This is a genomic window from Mycobacterium sp. 050128, from assembly GCF_036409155.1.
GTDB lineage: Bacteria > Actinomycetota > Actinomycetes > Mycobacteriales > Mycobacteriaceae > Mycobacterium.
Map to the genome: position 1 here is coordinate 3,172,351 of NZ_JAZGLW010000001.1, position 14,872 is coordinate 3,187,222.

A 14,872-nucleotide genomic window follows, 5' to 3' on the forward strand; every position below is an offset into this window, starting at 1 on the left:
AAGATGCTAACCGGCTGCGGCATCGGGATGCGCCCGTGGAACGGCGGCCAGCAGTCGCCGGGTGTATTCGTGCTGTGGGTGGGTGAAAACCTCATCGCCATCACCCTGCTCGACGATGGCGCCTCGGTACAGCACCACCACCTGGTGCGCCAGATGTTTGACGACGGAAAGATCATGTGAGACAAACAGATACGACAGACCGAAGCGTTCCTGCAGGTCGAGCAGCAGGTTGATGATCCCAGCTTGGATCGAGACGTCGAGCGCCGACACCGGCTCGTCGAGCGCCAATATCTTCGGCTGCAACGCCAGCGCTCGCGCGATGCCGATGCGCTGCTTTTGTCCACCGGAGAACTCGGCCGGGTAGCGAGCGGCGTCCTCGTAACGCAGACCCACGATGTCGAGCAGTTCGGCTACGCGTGCATCGGCGTCCACCTTCCGAAATCCATTGGCCTGCAAAGGTTCGGCTATGACTTCGGAAACGGGGAGCCGGGGGTCCAGCGACGCCACCGGATCTTGGAACACCACCTGAATGTCGTGCCGCAGCGCGCGTCGGCTCTCCGGGTTCAACCCGGCTACGTCGGCGCCGAGAACCTCAATCGAACCCGATTGTGGCGCGTTCAATTCCAAGATCTGTTGCAGAGTAGTCGATTTGCCCGAACCGGACTCTCCGACGATCGCCAGCGTACGGCCCTGTTGCAGGGTGAAGCTGACGCCGGCGAGCGCTCGCACCTCACCCACCCGCCGGCGAAATACCACGCCCTTGGTGAGCGGGTAGGTCTTGCTGAGGTCGGCGACCCGCAGCACGGTTGTGCCCTGGTCTGTCGCGGTATCGACGGCGGGCGGCGCAGTTGTCACGTCGAAGATCTCGGAGGCAGTGCGGCCGGCGACGTCGTCGGTGCGGACGCAGGCCGCCCGGTGGCCTTCGGACACCGTGACCAGAGCTGGCTCGGCCGAACGACATTCGTCGATGACCAGCGGACAGCGGGGCGTGAACGGACAGGCATCGGGGACAAGCGCGGCCAAGTCGGGCGGCGCCCCGGGAATCGGAACCAGCCGAGTGCCCTGCGCGGCGTCCAGCCGCGGCACCGAACCGAGCAGCCCGACCGTGTAAGGCATGCGGCGGTCCCGGTAGAGATCGTCGACGTCGGCGATCTCGACCTCACGTCCGGCGTACATGACCATTGCCCGGTCGGCGAACTCCGATACCACCCCCAGGTCGTGGGTGATGATCAACACTGCCGCGCCGGTGACATCGCGGGCAGTCCGCAGCACATCGAGGATTTGAGCCTGCACGGTGACGTCCAGCGCGGTGGTCGGCTCGTCACAGATGAGCAGGTCCGGATCGTTGGCGATCGCGATCGCGATCACCACCCGCTGGCGCTCACCGCCGGATAGCTCGTGCGGGAACGCTTTTGCCCGGCGATCTGGCTGGGCGATACCCACCAGCTCGAGCAGCTCTACGGCCCGGGTCCGCGCAGTTGCCCGGTTGACGTCACGATGATGAACCCGGATGGCTTCGGCGATCTGGTCTCCGACGGTGTAGACGGGAGTCAGAGCCGACATCGGGTCTTGGAACACCGTGCCGATCGTCTTGCCGCGGATCCGTGACATCGCCTGGTCGGGTAGCCCGAGCAACTCCTGGCCGTGCAACCGGACCGAACCCGATACCTCGGCGTATTCGGGCAGCAGCCCGACGACTGCCATGGCGGCGGTGCTTTTGCCCGAGCCCGATTCGCCGACGATCGCGAGCACTTCGCGCGGATCGATGTGGTAGGTCGCACCGCGCACCGCGGGCACCCGCGCATCACCGGTGTCGAAGGTGACGCCGAGATCGGTGACCTCCAGCAGTGCCGTCATTGCGGCCGCGCGATTGGCTTGTGCTTCCTGCGGCGCTTCGCGCCCGGATCGATCGCGTCGCGCAGACCGTCACCGGCGAGGTTCGCGCACAACACAATCAATATCAACGCCGAGCCCGGGACCAGGAAGACCCAGGGGAAGGTGGTCGCCGACGGAGTGCCTTCGGCAATCAGAGTACCCAGCGATACGTCCGGTGGCTGCACACCGAATCCCAAGAAGCTCAACCCGGTTTCGGCCAGGATCGCGAAACCCACGTTGAGCGTCGCGTCGATGATCAGGATCGAGGCGACGTTCGGCACGATGTGATGCATGATCACCCGTCGGCTCGACACTCCCATATACCTTGCCGCACGGACGAATTCGCGTTCCCGCAGGCTCATAGTCAGGCCGCGCACCATCCGTGAACTGACCATCCAGCCGAACGCCGCAAGCAGCACGATGAGCCACAGAACGCTGTTTGAATGCTTGGTGCGCGGCGTGACGATGGCAATGAGCAGGAAGCTGGGCACCACCAACAGCAGGTCCACCAGCCACATCAGTGCGCGGTCGCGCCAGCCGCCGAAATAGCCGGCGATCGATCCGACGGTGGCGGCGATGGTGGTCGAGATCACCGCCACACAAACACCGATCAATAGCGACTTCTGCATGCCGGTCAGGGTCCTTGCCAGTAGGTCCTGGCCCAGCGCGTTGGTGCCCAACCAGTGTCGCGGCGACGGCGGCTGCAGCAGCGAGTGCAGATCGAGATCGGTATAGCTGTAGGGCAACAGCGGCGGCAATGCGTAGCAACCGATGAATGCCAGCGCCAGCAGAACCAGCGCCACCGCCGCAGGCTTGTTGCGGAAAAACCGTCGAATCAACAGGTTTCGGCGCGAGGTAAAGGTGGCGACCGGGTGGACGCCGGAGCGCCCCGGAACGCTGTGATCGGTCTGTTGGGTCATGACACCCGCACCCTCGGATCGAGTGCCGCGTAGATGACGTCGGACAACAGCCCCGCCAGCAGGACGGCCGCGCCGGAGAAAAGCGTGATCGCCGCGACGACGTTGGCGTCCTGGGTCGCGATTCCGGACACCACCCATTCGCCCATGCCGTGCCAGCCGAAGATCTTCTCGACGAACACCGCGCCGACAACCAGCCCGCTCACGCCGTAGGCGAACAGGGTGGCCATCGGAATGAGTGCGGTGCGCAGCCCGTGTTTGAACAGCGCCCGCCGACGGGTCAGACCCTTCGCCCGCGCGGTTCGGATGAAGTCCTCGCCGAGCACGTCGAGCATCGCATTGCGTTGGTAGCGGCTGAAACCCGCGATTGCGCCCAGGGCCAGGGTCAGGGTGGGCAGCACGATGTGTTGCAAGCGTTCGATGACCGCGTCGACGGTTCCATTGGGCGCGAGCGGCGACGTCTCCCCGGTGTACTGAAAGATTCCCACGCCGGCGAGCATGTTGATCCGCAGTGCGCCCAGAATCAGCAGGCTTGCCAGGACGAACGACGGGATGCTCAAGATGATCAGGGACAGCACGGTGATCACCCGATCGCTGAGCCGGTACTGCCGGACCGCGCCCCAGGCGCCCACGATGACGCCGATCAACGTGCCCAGCACCGAACCGGTCACCACGAGTCGCAGGCTCACCCCGACCCGGCGCCACAGTTCCTGGGAGACGGGGTGACCGCTCACCGTCACCCCGAAGTCACCGTGGACGACACCGGAAACCCATTTCGCGTAGCGGATGGCCACCGGTTTGTCCAAGCCCAGCGAAACGGCCTTGGCGTGAATGGCCTCCGGCGGCGGCGTCGGGTGGCGCTGCACAAAGCTGTCGAGCGGATGAAACGTCTGCGAGGTCAGCAGGAAGGTCAGGAAAGACGCCAGCGCGAGCAGGACGACGTAGTTGAGGAATCGCCGGGCGAGGTAGCGGATCATGTCCCGCGGGCCTGCCTGCATCGCATTGGGACAGGTTAGCGACAGGAGCGCGACCCGGCTTGGCTCGCGGGGGCGCCGGTGGCGCGAAGTGGTTCGCCCGGAGTTGAGGCACCCGGCGACGCGGCTGCCCGCTCGTCCTGCGCGGTGACCACCGTTCAACGGCGCCTGCGCTCATGCGTATGATGAATTCTTCAATTGATGAACTGCAGCATTAGCAAAGCCTTCAGGAGCAAGGGTGGAAGCAAAGCCCCTCTACAAGCTCAAAGCCGATTTCTTCAAGACGCTTGGCCACCCCGCGCGCATCAGGATTCTCGAGCTGCTGGTGGAGCGGGACCGCTCCGTTGGGGAGTTGTTGGTGTCCGACGTCGGACTGGAGGCGTCGAACCTGTCCCAGCAGCTGGCGGTGTTGCGTCGGGCAGGAGTCGTCGTCGCCGACCGCGATGGCAATGTCGTGACCTATTCGATCGCCTCGCCCGATATCGCCGAGCTACTCGAGGTTGCTCGCACGGTACTTGCCCGGGTGCTTACCGACCGGGTCGCGGTGCTGGAGGATCTGCGCGCCGACCGCTCGGCGAATTAGCGCCATGGGTTGGTTCGCCAAAATCCTTCACGTCGGCCGGGTCGTCGAGCCCGCGGGCGCGCCGCCGCCGTCGGCAATAGAACCACCGGCGGGAGTACGAGGTTCGCTGCAGATCCGGCATGTCGACGCGGGTTCGTGCAACGGATGCGAGGTGGAGATATCGGGTGCGTTCGGGCCGGTGTACGACGCCGAGCGGTTCGGGGCACGCCTGGTCGCCTCGCCCCGGCATGCCGATGCGCTGCTGGTGACCGGGGTGGTGACGCGCAACATGGCCGACCCGCTGCGCAACACCCTTGAGGCGACGCCACGCCCGCGGGTGGTGATCGCGTGCGGAGATTGCGCCTTGAACAAAGGGGTGTTCAAGGATGCCTATGGCGTCGCTGGTGCGGTCAGTGACGTGGTGGGAGTCGATATCGAGATTGCGGGATGCCCCCCGACACCCGCCGAAATCGTAGCGGCCCTGCGGTCGGTGACCGGGAAATGACGGCCACGTCGACCCTTGCCCCGACGGGGACACCAAAGGTATTGCCACGCAACAGTTTTGGTCCGGTAGTCGGTGGGATTCTCACGTCTGGTGTGGGCATCGTCGGGGTATGGCTGGGCTTGCACGGCATGTTCGGATCGGTACGCGCGGTAGCTGTCGACTGGCTTCTTCCGCTGTCGGGCGTACGGCTCGAGCTTGACCCGCTGGGCGGATTCTTCATGGCGCTCACGGGCGCGGTTGCGGTGCCAGTGGGTTGTTATGCGATCGGGTACGCGCGTCGTGAGCAGCTTAGCAATGCCACCGTTGCGCTGCTGCCGATGTTCGTCGCGACGATGGCGCTGGTGCCGGCCGCGGGGTCGGTGACGACCTTTCTGCTGGCGTGGGAGTTGATGGCGATCACGTCGCTGATGCTGGTGCTGTCCGACGACACCCGCCCTCAGGTCCGCGCGGCGGGGTTGTCGTACGCGGTGATGACCCAGCTCGGGTTCGCCGCGCTCCTGGTCGGGCTCATGGTGTTGTCGGCAGCCGGCGCATCCGACCGGCTCGCCGACCTCAAGGGGGTGTCCGGCGGCGTCCGCACGGTGGTGTTCGTGCTGACATTCGTCGGCTTCGGGTCGAAGGCGGGATTGGTGCCGCTGCACGCGTGGTTACCGCGCGCCCATCCCGAGGCGCCCAGTCCGGTGTCGGCGTTGATGAGCGCGGCGATGGTCAACCTGGGCATCTACGGCATCGTTCGCTTCGACCTGCAGTTGCTCGGGCCGGGTCCCCGCTGGTGGGGTCTGACACTGATGGCCGTTGGCGCCGTTTCCGCGCTCTACGGTGTGCTGCAGGCCTCGGTGGCGACCGACATCAAACGGCTGTTGGCATATTCGACGACTGAGAACATGGGCCTGGTCACGTTGGCACTCGGTGCAGCCGCGCTTTTCGTGGACACCGGTGCCTACGGTCCGGCGACCATCGCCGCGGCCGCCGCGGTAGTGCATCTGATGGCGCACGCGGCGTTCAAGAGCCTCGGGTTCCTGTCGGCCGGATCGGTCCTGGTCGCCACCGGTGTGCGAGATCTCGACCTGCTCGGCGGACTGGCCCGCCGAATGCCGGCCACCACCGTGTTCTTCGGGTTGGCCGCGCTGGGCGCGTGTGGGCTCCCGCTCGGAGCCGGTTTTGTCGGTGAGTGGCTGCTGGTCCAGTCCCTGATCCACGCCGCTCCCGGACACGATCCGACGGTGGCACTGACCACTCCGCTGGCGGTCGGCGTGGTCGCACTGGCTACCGGCCTGAGTGTGGCCGCGATGGTCAAAGCGTTCGGAATCGGGTTCTTCGCCCGTCCCCGCTCCAGCCAGGCCGCCGGCGCGCGTGAGGCGCCGGCCAGCATGCGTGCGGGCATGACGACCGCGGCGGGCGCCTGCCTGATCCTTGCGGTCGCGCCGGGGCTCGTCGCCCCGATAGTGCGGCGGATCGTCGCGACGCTGCCGTTCGCCCACGGGGGGTTCACCGACTTCGGCACCGTCGTGCGACTGCCAGGGGTGCCCGGTTCGATCGCACCCGGTGTGATCGCCGCCAGTGTGCTCGTCACCGCGCTGGTGGCCTCCGGGCTGGCCCGGTTGCGTTTCCGGCGCCGCCCCGCGCCCGTCGTGCTGCCGTTATGGGCCTGTGGCGCAGACGATCTCACCGAGCGCATGCAATACACGGCAACGTCGTTCGCCGAGCCGCTGCAGCGAGTCTTCGGTGAGGTGCTGCGCCCCGATACCGACATCGAGGTCACCCACACGGCCGAGTCACGGTTCATGGCCGACAGGATCACCTACCGGACCGCGATCACCGACGCGGTTGAACAGCGTTTGTACACCCCGATAGTCGCGGCCGTCGCCGCCGCGGCCGGGCTGATGCGCCGTGCCCACACCGGCAGCGTGCACCTCTACTTGGCCTACGGGGCGCTGGGCGTGCTGATCGTGCTGGTGGCCGCCAAGTGAACACGATGTCCTACGTCGCGGGTGCAGCTCAGCTCGGCCTGGTCACCCTCGGTGCGCCGCTGGTGGTCGGGGTGACGCGTCAAGTGCGGGCCCGCTGGGAGGGCCGAGCAGGCGGTGGATTGTTGCAGCCATGGCGAGATCTGGTCAAACAGCTTGGTAAGCAACAAATCACGCCGGCGGGAACGACGATCGTGTTCATTGCCGCGCCGGCGATCGTCGCCGGGACCACGCTTTTGATCGCGGCGATCGCACCGATCGTCGCTACAGGGTCGCCCCTGGACTCCAGCGCCGATTTGTTCGCCGTGGTCGGCTTGCTTTTTCTGGGCACTGTGGCGCTCGCCCTTGCCGGCATCGACACCGGCACCTCGTTCGGCGGTATGGGCGCAAGCCGCGAGATCACCATCGCCGCCCTGGTCGAGCCGACGATCCTGCTGGCCGTGTTCGCGCTGTCCATCCCGGCCGGATCGTCCAATCTCGGTGCGCTGGTGACAAATACGATCGCGCATCCCGACCATGTCATGTCCTTGACCGCCGTGCTCGCCTTTGTCGCGCTGGTGATCGTCATCGTCGCCGAGACCGGGCGGCTGCCGGTCGACAACCCAGCGACCCATTTGGAATTGACGATGGTGCACGAGGCGATGGTGCTCGAGTATGCCGGACCTCGGTTGGCGCTCGTCGAGTGGGCGTCGGGGATGCGACTCACGGTGCTGCTGGCGCTGCTGGCAAACCTGTTCTTGCCGTGGGGGATTGCCGGCGCCGCGCCCACCGCGCTTCAGGTGCTGGCGGCCGTGGCTGCAATCGCGATCAAGGTGGCGGTGCTGGCCGCGTTGCTCGCGACATTTGAGGTGTTCATCGCCAAGCTCCGATTGTTCCGGGTGCCCGAACTGTTGGCGGGTTCGTTCCTGCTGGCCTTGCTCGCGGTCACCGCCGCCAACTTCTTCACGGTGCGCACATGAGGGCCCGGCGATGACCGACGCGAACTTCTCGACCTTGGTTGACTTCGCCGCGGGCGGGCTCGTACTGGCGGCGGTCTTGATCGTCTGGCGCCGCGATTTGCCCGGCATCGTGCATCTGCTGGCCTGGCAGGGCCTGGCACTGACCGCGATCCCGGCGTTGCGCGGCATCCACGACCACGATGTCGCACTGATCGCGGTCGCCGTCGTCGTACTGGTGCTGCGCGTGGTGGTGTTGCCGTGGTTGCTCGCCCGCGTGGTGGGTGCCGAGGTCGCCTCGCGACGCGAGGCCACCCCGCTGATCAACACCACCAGTTCGCTGCTGATCACCGGCGGACTGACCATCGCCGCTTTTGCGATCACTCAACCGGTGGTGGACCTGGCACCGGGTCCGAGCACCAACGCCGTTCCCGCCGCGTTCGCGGTGGTGCTGATCGCACTGTTCGTGTTGACCACCCGGCTGCACGCGGTCTCGCAAGCCGTCGGATTCCTGATGTTAGACAACGGGATTGCCGCGACGGCCTTCCTGCTTACAGCGGGAGTGCCGTTGATCGTCGAACTCGGAGCCTCATTGGATGTGCTCTTGGCCGTCATCGTGATCGGCGTGCTGACCGGCCGGCTGCGACACACCTTTGGCGACGCCGACCTGGACAAGCTGCAGGAACTGCACGACTGATGACCACCTTGCTCCTCACCGCGATCCTTGCGCCACTTGCCGCATCAATCGCCACCCTGGTCGGCGGATGGCGGCATGTGACCGCGGCACTGACTGTCCTGTCCGCTGTCACCGTGCTGGTGTGCGGCGCCGCAATGGGATTTCGGGTCGGATCCGGTACCCAGTTCGCGCTCGGCGGGCTGCTGCGCACCGACGCGCTCACGGTGACGATGCTCATCGTCATCGGGATCGTCGGCACGCTGGCCACCTGGGCGAGCGTTTCCTACATCGACGGCGAGCTGGCGGGTGCCCACACCGATGAGCGGGGCGCCCGCTTGTTCGGGGTACTGACACCGGCGTTCTTGGCGGCGATGGTTCTTGCGGTGTGCGCCAACAATATTGGCGTGGTGTGGGTGGCGATCGAGGCCACCACCGTGATCACTGCCTTCCTGGTGGGGCATCGGCGCACGCGCACCGCGCTGGAAGCGACCTGGAAGTACGTCGTGATCTGCTCGGTCGGTATCGCCGTCGCGTTCCTGGGAACCGTCCTGCTGTACTTCGCCGCACGCTACGCCGGGTTGCCCGCCGCCCACGCGTTGAACCTCGATGTTCTAGCTGCGCACGCCCGCGGCCTTAATCCCGCCGTCGCGCGGCTGGCCGGGGGACTATTGCTCATCGGTTACGGCGCCAAGGCCGGACTCTTTCCGTTCCACACCTGGCTGGCCGACGCCCACAGCCAAGCCCCCGCGCCGGTGTCCGCGCTGATGAGTGGCGTGCTGTTGTCGGTCGCGTTCTCCGTGCTCATCCGACTGCGGCCGATCATCGACGCGGCCACCGGGCCCGCATTTCTGCGCACCGGACTGCTGGTGGTCGGGTTGACGACGCTGCTGGTCGCCGCCCTGATGCTAACCGTCACCGGCGATATCAAGCGCATGCTGGCGTACTCCTCGATGGAGAACATGGGCCTGATCGCGATCGCAGCGGCCGCCGGCACCACCTTGGCGATCTCCGCACTGCTGCTGCATGTGCTCGCGCACGGGATCGCCAAGACGGTGTTGTTCCTGGCGGGTGGCCAGCTGCAGGCCGCGCACAACTCGACGGCGATCGCCGATATCACCGGCGTCATGCACCGGTCACGACTGATCGGCCTGTCGTTCGCCATCGGCCTGATCGCGCTGCTGGGTCTGCCACCATTCGCGATGTTCGCCAGCGAGCTGGCGATCGCGCGGTCGCTGGCCGGCGCGCGGCTGGCCTGGGTGCTGGGCGTCGCGATCCTATTGATCGCGATCGCCTTCGCCGCTCTGGCCCGCAATGCCGGGCGAATACTGCTCGGTGCGCCCGCGGTGGGTGCGCCATCGCTTGCCGTGCCGGCCACGGCCGCAACGGTCTTGGTCCTCGGCATCGCCGCCTCCGCCGCCCTTGGCGTCACGGCCGGCCCGCTCACCGACCTTTTCGCGGTCGCCGCCGGCACCAACGTCGGAGCCTCGCGGTGAGCCGAAGCTGGTTGCGGCACAGGTTGTCTCAGCCCGGGCTCACCGAAATGGCCGAACAACTGCTAGACGATTCCTTCAGGCTGGCTTTGGTCGCCGCACACGACGATGGAGATAGTCTGCGTGTCGTCTACCTGTTCCTGGCCGGCAGCCCCGATCGTCGTGTTGAGCTTGAATGCGTTGTTCCCGTGCACAATCCAGTGGTCCAATCGTTGGCCTATGTATCGTTTCCGGCGAGTCGATTCGAGCGCGAGATGGCGGATCTGTACGGAGTCCGCCCCGTCGGTCACCCCAAGCTTCGCCGGCTGGTCAGTCACGCGCACTGGCCCGACTGGCATCCGATGCGCACCGACCCGGGGCCCCCGCCCGAGTTCGCCGACACCGGCGCGTTCCCGTTCCTCAACGTCGAAGGACCCGGGGTGTACGAGATTCCGGTCGGCCCGGTCCATGCCGGCCTGATCGAACCCGGCCACTTCCGCTTCTCGGTGGCGGGCGAGACCGTCGTGCGGTTGAAAGTCCGGCTGTGGTTCGTCCACCGCGGCATCGAGAAGTTGTTCCACGGCCGTACCGCCGATGGGGCAGTCGATCTCGCCGAACGCATCAGCGGCGATACGTCGGCCGCCCACGCCCTGGCCCACAGCCTCGCCGTCGAAGACGCCCTCGGCATCGAGCTACCCGACGACGTGCACCGGTTGCGTGCGCTGATCGTTGAACTCGAGCGGCTCTATAACCACGCCGCCGATCTCGGCGCCCTGGCCAACGACATCGGCTACTCCATCGCCAACGCGCACGCCCAACGCATCCGGGAAAGACTGCTGCGGCTCAACGCCTCGGTCACCGGCCACCGGCTGCTACGTGGTGCCATTCGCCCGGGAGGTGTTGTGCTGCAAGGCCTTCCCGACACCGAGGAACTTCACCGACTCGCCGCGGACGTGGCCGAGGTCGCGTCGCTGACACTGACGAACGCGGTCGCCTACGACCGATTCGCCGGCACCGCGATTCTGCGCTGCGAAGACGCTTCCGCCCTGGGCTGTCTGGGGTACGTCGCCCGTGCCAGCGGCCTTCGCACGGACGCCCGGGTCGAGCACCCCACCGTCGATCTGCCCGTGGTCGAGATTGCCGCGACGGCAGGCGATGTCCTGGCCCGCTACACCGTGCGGCGCGACGAGTTCGCCGCGGCTGCTACCCTCGCCCGGCACATTGTCGAGTCACACAGCGGCCCAATCGAATACACTGTCGGCACCGAGCCAGTGGGCACGCCCAGTAGCGGTGTCGGCATAGTCGAGGGTTGGCGCGGAACCATCGTGCACCGCGTCGAAATCGACGCGACTAACCGCATCACCCGGTCCAAAATCGTCGACCCGTCCTGGTTCAACTGGCCCGCGCTGCCCGTGGCGATGGCCGACACGATCGTCCCCGACTTCCCGCTGGCCAACAAGAGCTTCAACCAGTCCTACGCGGGCAACGACCTGTAGCCACCATCGGCCCCGTCGAGTGCGCGTCGGGCGCGGCTAACCGACTTTGTAGGTAGCGAGGGCCTTGGCGATCAGCCGGCCCTCCGGATCGACGATCTCGGCCTCGCAGTTGGTCAGCGATCGGCCCCGCCGCAGTACCCGGCCCACTCCGATAACGTCGGTTGCCCGGGCCGGCGCCATGAAGTCCAGCGCCATCGAAACAGTGACGCCGCGGAATTCCGGCGGTGCTTCCCGACCGCACCAGGCCGCCGCCATCACGGTGAGATCGGCGAGCGTGGCGATGGCACCGCCGTGCACCATGTCGCCGAGGGTGACGTTGGACGGATCCCACGGCAGCCGTAGCCGTACTTCCTCGTCGCCGAGCTCGTCGGCGACGATGCCCAGCTTAGCGACGAACGGCGATTGGGGCAGAAACTGCGCGATCACGTCGCGCCCGCTGGGGGGAGCGGAGGAGGTGGTCATTCGTTCATGCTGTCGCACCCACGAGCCCCGCGACAGGGCCGCGGCCGCAACCTGGCGCGATGTGTCCGGTGCTCGGCCGATGCGCCACGCGGGCGGTCCGCACATTGACACGGCCGGGCCGGGCTGGTTCTATGAACGTCAATGACCGTAAACATGGTCAGTTCTACCAAGATTTTCCGGATAATCGGTTGGGACAAGGAAGCCATGACCAGTGGTGTGACGGCGGGCCCCGCGGCCGGTCAGTACGAATTGAGCCATCTGCGCTCGTTGGAGGCGGAGGCCATCCACATAATCCGCGAGGTGGCCGCGGAGTTCGAGCGGCCGGTGCTGCTGTTCTCCGGTGGCAAGGACTCCATCGTGATGCTCTACCTGGCGCTCAAGGCGTTCCGCCCCGGGCGGCTGCCGTTCCCGGTCATGCATGTCGACACCGGCCACAACTTCGACGAAGTGATCTCGACCCGCGACGAACTCGTCGACGAGTTCGGGGTGCGCCTGGTGGTGGCGTCGGTGCAAGAAGACATCGACGCCGGCCGGGTCGTCGAGACCATCCCGTCGCGCAACCCGATTCAGACCGTGACGCTGCTGCGTGCCATTCGTGAGAACAAGTTCGACGCCGCGTTCGGTGGGGCCCGGCGCGACGAGGAGAAGGCTCGCGCCAAGGAGCGGGTGTTCAGCTTCCGCGACGAATTCGGCCAGTGGGACCCCAAGGCGCAGCGCCCCGAGCTGTGGAACCTCTACAACGGCCGACACCACAAGGGCGAGCACATCCGCGTCTTCCCGCTGTCGAACTGGACCGAGTTCGACATCTGGTCCTACATCGGCGCCGAGAAAGTGAAACTGCCGCCGATCTATTACGCCCACCGGCGCAAGGTTTTCGAGCGCGACGGGATGCTGCTGGCCGTCCATCGCCACATGCAGCCGCGCGCCGACGAGCAGGTGGTGGAGAAGACGGTGCGGTTCCGCACGGTCGGCGATGTCACCTGCACCGGGTGCGTCGAATCGGAGGCCGCGACGGTGTCGGAGGTCATCGCCGAGACCGCGGTGTCCCGACTGACCGAACGCGGCGCCACCAGGGCGGACGACCGCATTTCGGAGGCTGGAATGGAAGACCGGAAACGGCAGGGCTACTTCTGATGGCTGCACCAACGACGCTGCTCCGCATCGCAACTGCCGGCTCGGTCGACGACGGCAAGTCCACCCTGATCGGGCGGCTGCTGTACGACTCCAAGGCCGTGATGGAAGACCAGTGGGCCGCGGTCGAAAAGACCTCGAAAGAGCGCGGCCACGACTACACCGATCTGGCGCTGGTCACCGACGGCCTGCGGGCCGAGCGGGAACAGGGCATCACGATCGACGTCGCCTACCGCTACTTCGCCACTCCCAGGCGCAAATTCATCATCGCCGACACCCCGGGCCACATTCAGTACACCCGCAACATGGTCACCGGTGCGTCGACCGCCGCATTGGTGATCGTGCTCGTCGACGCCCGGCAGGGCCTGCTCGAGCAGTCCCGTCGGCACGCCTTCCTGGCCTCGCTGCTGGGCATCCAGCACATCGTGCTGGCGGTCAACAAGATGGACCTGATCGACTGGGACAGAGAGAGATTCGAAGCGATCAAGGATGAGTTCCACGCCTTCGCCGCACGTTTGGACGTGCAGGACGTGGCGACCATCCCGATGTCGGCGCTACACGGCGACAACGTGGTGACCAAATCGGACAAGACGCCCTGGTACGAGGGTCCCGCGTTGCTCTCGCACCTGGAGGAGGTGTACGTCGCCGGTGACCGCAATCTGGTCGACGTGCGCTTCCCGGTCCAGTACGTGATCCGGCCGCAGACCCACGAGCATCGCGACCACCGCAGCTACGCCGGAACGGTGGCCAGCGGCGTGATGCGTCCCGGTGACGAGGTGGTGGTGCTGCCGATCGGCAAGACCAGCCGGATCACCGCGATCGAAGGCCCGAATGGTCCTGTGGGAGAGGCATTTCCACCGATGGCTGTCTCGGTGAGCCTGGCCGACGACATCGACATTTCGCGTGGCGACATGCTCGCGCGCACCAACAATCAGCCCAGGGTCACGCAGGAATTCGACGCGACCGTGTGCTGGATGGCCGACGGTGCGGCGCTCGAGCCGGGCCGCGATTACGTCATCAAACACACCACCCGCACCACACGCGCGCGGGTCACCGCGCTGGACTACCGGCTCGATGTCAACACCCTGCATCGGGACAAGAGCGCTACGGCGTTGAAGCTCAACGAACTTGGCCGTATAACGCTGCGTACGCAGGTGCCATTGCTGCTCGACGAGTACACCCGCAACGCGAGCACAGGTTCGTTCATCCTGATCGACCCGAACACCAACGGCACGGTGGCGGCGGGCATGGTGTTGCGCGACGTCGCGGCGCAGAAGGCCAGCCCGAACACCGTGCGGCACAAGTCGCTGGTCACCGCCGAAGATCGGGCAGCTCGCGGCCGGACGGTGTGGCTCACCGGCCTGTCGGGTGCGGGTAAGTCGTCGGTGGCGATGCTGGTCGAGCAGAAGCTGCTCGAAAAAGGCACTCCGGCTTATGTTCTCGACGGCGACAACCTGCGCCACGGCCTGAACGCCGACCTGGGCTTTTCGATGGCCGACCGTGCGGAGAACCTGCGCCGGCTGGCTCATGTCGCGACGCTGCTCGCCGATTCCGGCCAGACCGTGCTGGTGCCCGCGATCAGTCCGCTGGCCGAGCATCGCGAGATGGCTCGTAAAGTGCACGACGACGCCGGATTTGAGTTCTTCGAAGTGTTCTGCGATACCCCGCTCTCGGAGTGTGAAGCGCGTGATCCCAAGGGGCTGTACGCCAAAGCCCGCGCGGGCGAAATCACGCATTTCACCGGTATCGACAGTCCGTATCAGCGGCCCAAGAATCCGGATCTGCGGCTGATCCCGGACTGTTCGCTCGAGGAAATGGCCCAGCGCGTCATCGACATGCTGGAGTTGCGCGCCTAGCCCGCGGACCCAAGCGTGCGCATCGTATTGGGCCGATGGTGGCACAA

13 protein-coding genes are annotated in these 14,872 nt (G+C 66.3%); 9 read left to right on the top strand and 4 right to left on the bottom strand.

The window, feature by feature from the left end:
* Positions 1 to 6: 6 nt before the first annotated feature.
* From SKC41_RS15315 to SKC41_RS15325, 3 genes are read right to left on the bottom strand one after another with little or no spacing between them, the layout of a single operon-like run.
* Positions 7 to 1,857 carry an ABC transporter ATP-binding protein gene (locus SKC41_RS15315; RefSeq protein WP_330978354.1) on the bottom strand — a complete coding sequence of 617 codons (1,851 nt, stop codon included), beginning with the start codon at positions 1,855 to 1,857 and terminating at the stop codon, positions 7 to 9.
* Positions 1,854 to 2,795: an ABC transporter permease gene (locus SKC41_RS15320; protein ID WP_330978355.1), complete on the bottom strand. Its 942-nt coding sequence runs from the start codon at positions 2,793 to 2,795 to the stop codon at positions 1,854 to 1,856. Before SKC41_RS15320 ends, SKC41_RS15315 begins: the two co-directional genes overlap by 4 nt.
* A complete protein-coding gene (locus tag SKC41_RS15325) occupies positions 2,792 to 3,769 on the bottom strand; it encodes an ABC transporter permease (RefSeq protein WP_330978907.1) in 978 nt (325 codons plus the stop codon). Before SKC41_RS15325 ends, SKC41_RS15320 begins: the two co-directional genes overlap by 4 nt.
* Positions 3,770 to 4,004: 235 nt before the next feature.
* Between SKC41_RS15325 and SKC41_RS15330 the strand changes: the two genes are divergently transcribed.
* The 7 genes from SKC41_RS15330 to SKC41_RS15360 are packed head-to-tail and all read left to right on the top strand — an operon-like array spanning position 4,005 to position 11,376.
* Entirely contained in the window at positions 4,005 to 4,349 is a 345-nt protein-coding gene (locus SKC41_RS15330; RefSeq protein ID WP_330978356.1) for a lsr2/espR transcriptional regulator, read from the top strand.
* A gap of 4 nt (positions 4,350 to 4,353) precedes the next feature.
* Positions 4,354 to 4,833 (top strand): NADH-quinone oxidoreductase subunit B family protein, encoded by a 480-nt coding sequence (locus SKC41_RS15335; protein WP_330978357.1) that lies wholly within the window; start codon positions 4,354 to 4,356, stop codon positions 4,831 to 4,833.
* Positions 4,830 to 6,803, top strand: coding sequence for a proton-conducting transporter transmembrane domain-containing protein (locus tag SKC41_RS15340; protein WP_330978358.1), 1,974 nt, complete (start codon positions 4,830 to 4,832; stop codon positions 6,801 to 6,803). Before SKC41_RS15335 ends, SKC41_RS15340 begins: the two co-directional genes overlap by 4 nt.
* Positions 6,804 to 6,808: 5 nt before the next feature.
* Positions 6,809 to 7,759: a respiratory chain complex I subunit 1 family protein gene (locus SKC41_RS15345; protein ID WP_330978359.1), complete on the top strand. Its 951-nt coding sequence runs from the start codon at positions 6,809 to 6,811 to the stop codon at positions 7,757 to 7,759.
* 10 nt (positions 7,760 to 7,769) lie between these two features.
* A complete protein-coding gene (locus tag SKC41_RS15350; protein WP_330978360.1) occupies positions 7,770 to 8,432 on the top strand; it encodes a hypothetical protein in 663 nt (220 codons plus the stop codon).
* Complete coding sequence (locus tag SKC41_RS15355; protein ID WP_330978361.1) at positions 8,432 to 9,904, top strand: proton-conducting transporter transmembrane domain-containing protein; 1,473 nt, start codon at positions 8,432 to 8,434, stop codon at positions 9,902 to 9,904. The genes SKC41_RS15350 and SKC41_RS15355 overlap by 1 nt, the downstream gene beginning before the upstream one ends.
* A 47-nt stretch (positions 9,905 to 9,951) precedes the next feature.
* Positions 9,952 to 11,376, top strand: a complete 1,425-nt coding sequence (locus SKC41_RS15360) for a hydrogenase large subunit (protein ID WP_330978908.1) — start codon at positions 9,952 to 9,954, stop codon at positions 11,374 to 11,376.
* Between the two features lie 36 nt (positions 11,377 to 11,412).
* On the opposite strand, the gene SKC41_RS15365 is transcribed toward SKC41_RS15360, so the two are convergent.
* On the bottom strand, positions 11,413 to 11,802 hold the full coding sequence (locus SKC41_RS15365; protein WP_330978909.1) for a PaaI family thioesterase: 390 nt from the start codon (positions 11,800 to 11,802) through the stop codon (positions 11,413 to 11,415).
* 189 nt (positions 11,803 to 11,991) lie between these two features.
* Here SKC41_RS15365 and cysD point away from each other — a divergent pair, with 189 nt between their 5' ends.
* Complete coding sequence (cysD, locus tag SKC41_RS15370) at positions 11,992 to 12,972, top strand: sulfate adenylyltransferase subunit CysD (protein WP_330978362.1); 981 nt, start codon at positions 11,992 to 11,994, stop codon at positions 12,970 to 12,972.
* Positions 12,972 to 14,825 (top strand): adenylyl-sulfate kinase, encoded by a 1,854-nt coding sequence (cysC, locus tag SKC41_RS15375; RefSeq protein WP_330978363.1) that lies wholly within the window; start codon positions 12,972 to 12,974, stop codon positions 14,823 to 14,825. The genes cysD and cysC overlap by 1 nt, the downstream gene beginning before the upstream one ends.
* Positions 14,826 to 14,872: the final 47 nt, after the last annotated feature.

Coding starts and splice junctions, on each gene's coding strand:
- cysC (WP_330978363.1), top strand. CDS start 12,972: ATGGCTGCACCAACGACGCTGCTCCGCATCGCAACTGCCGGCTCGGTC.
- SKC41_RS15340 (WP_330978358.1), top strand. CDS start 4,830: ATGACGGCCACGTCGACCCTTGCCCCGACGGGGACACCAAAGGTATTG.
- SKC41_RS15320 (WP_330978355.1), bottom strand. CDS start 2,795: ATGACCCAACAGACCGATCACAGCGTTCCGGGGCGCTCCGGCGTCCAC.
- cysD (WP_330978362.1), top strand. CDS start 11,992: ATGGTCAGTTCTACCAAGATTTTCCGGATAATCGGTTGGGACAAGGAA.
- SKC41_RS15335 (WP_330978357.1), top strand. CDS start 4,354: ATGGGTTGGTTCGCCAAAATCCTTCACGTCGGCCGGGTCGTCGAGCCC.
- SKC41_RS15315 (WP_330978354.1), bottom strand. CDS start 1,857: ATGACGGCACTGCTGGAGGTCACCGATCTCGGCGTCACCTTCGACACC.
- SKC41_RS15345 (WP_330978359.1), top strand. CDS start 6,809: ATGTCCTACGTCGCGGGTGCAGCTCAGCTCGGCCTGGTCACCCTCGGT.
- SKC41_RS15355 (WP_330978361.1), top strand. CDS start 8,432: ATGACCACCTTGCTCCTCACCGCGATCCTTGCGCCACTTGCCGCATCA.
- SKC41_RS15325 (WP_330978907.1), bottom strand. CDS start 3,769: ATGATCCGCTACCTCGCCCGGCGATTCCTCAACTACGTCGTCCTGCTC.
- SKC41_RS15350 (WP_330978360.1), top strand. CDS start 7,770: ATGACCGACGCGAACTTCTCGACCTTGGTTGACTTCGCCGCGGGCGGG.
- SKC41_RS15360 (WP_330978908.1), top strand. CDS start 9,952: ATGGCCGAACAACTGCTAGACGATTCCTTCAGGCTGGCTTTGGTCGCC.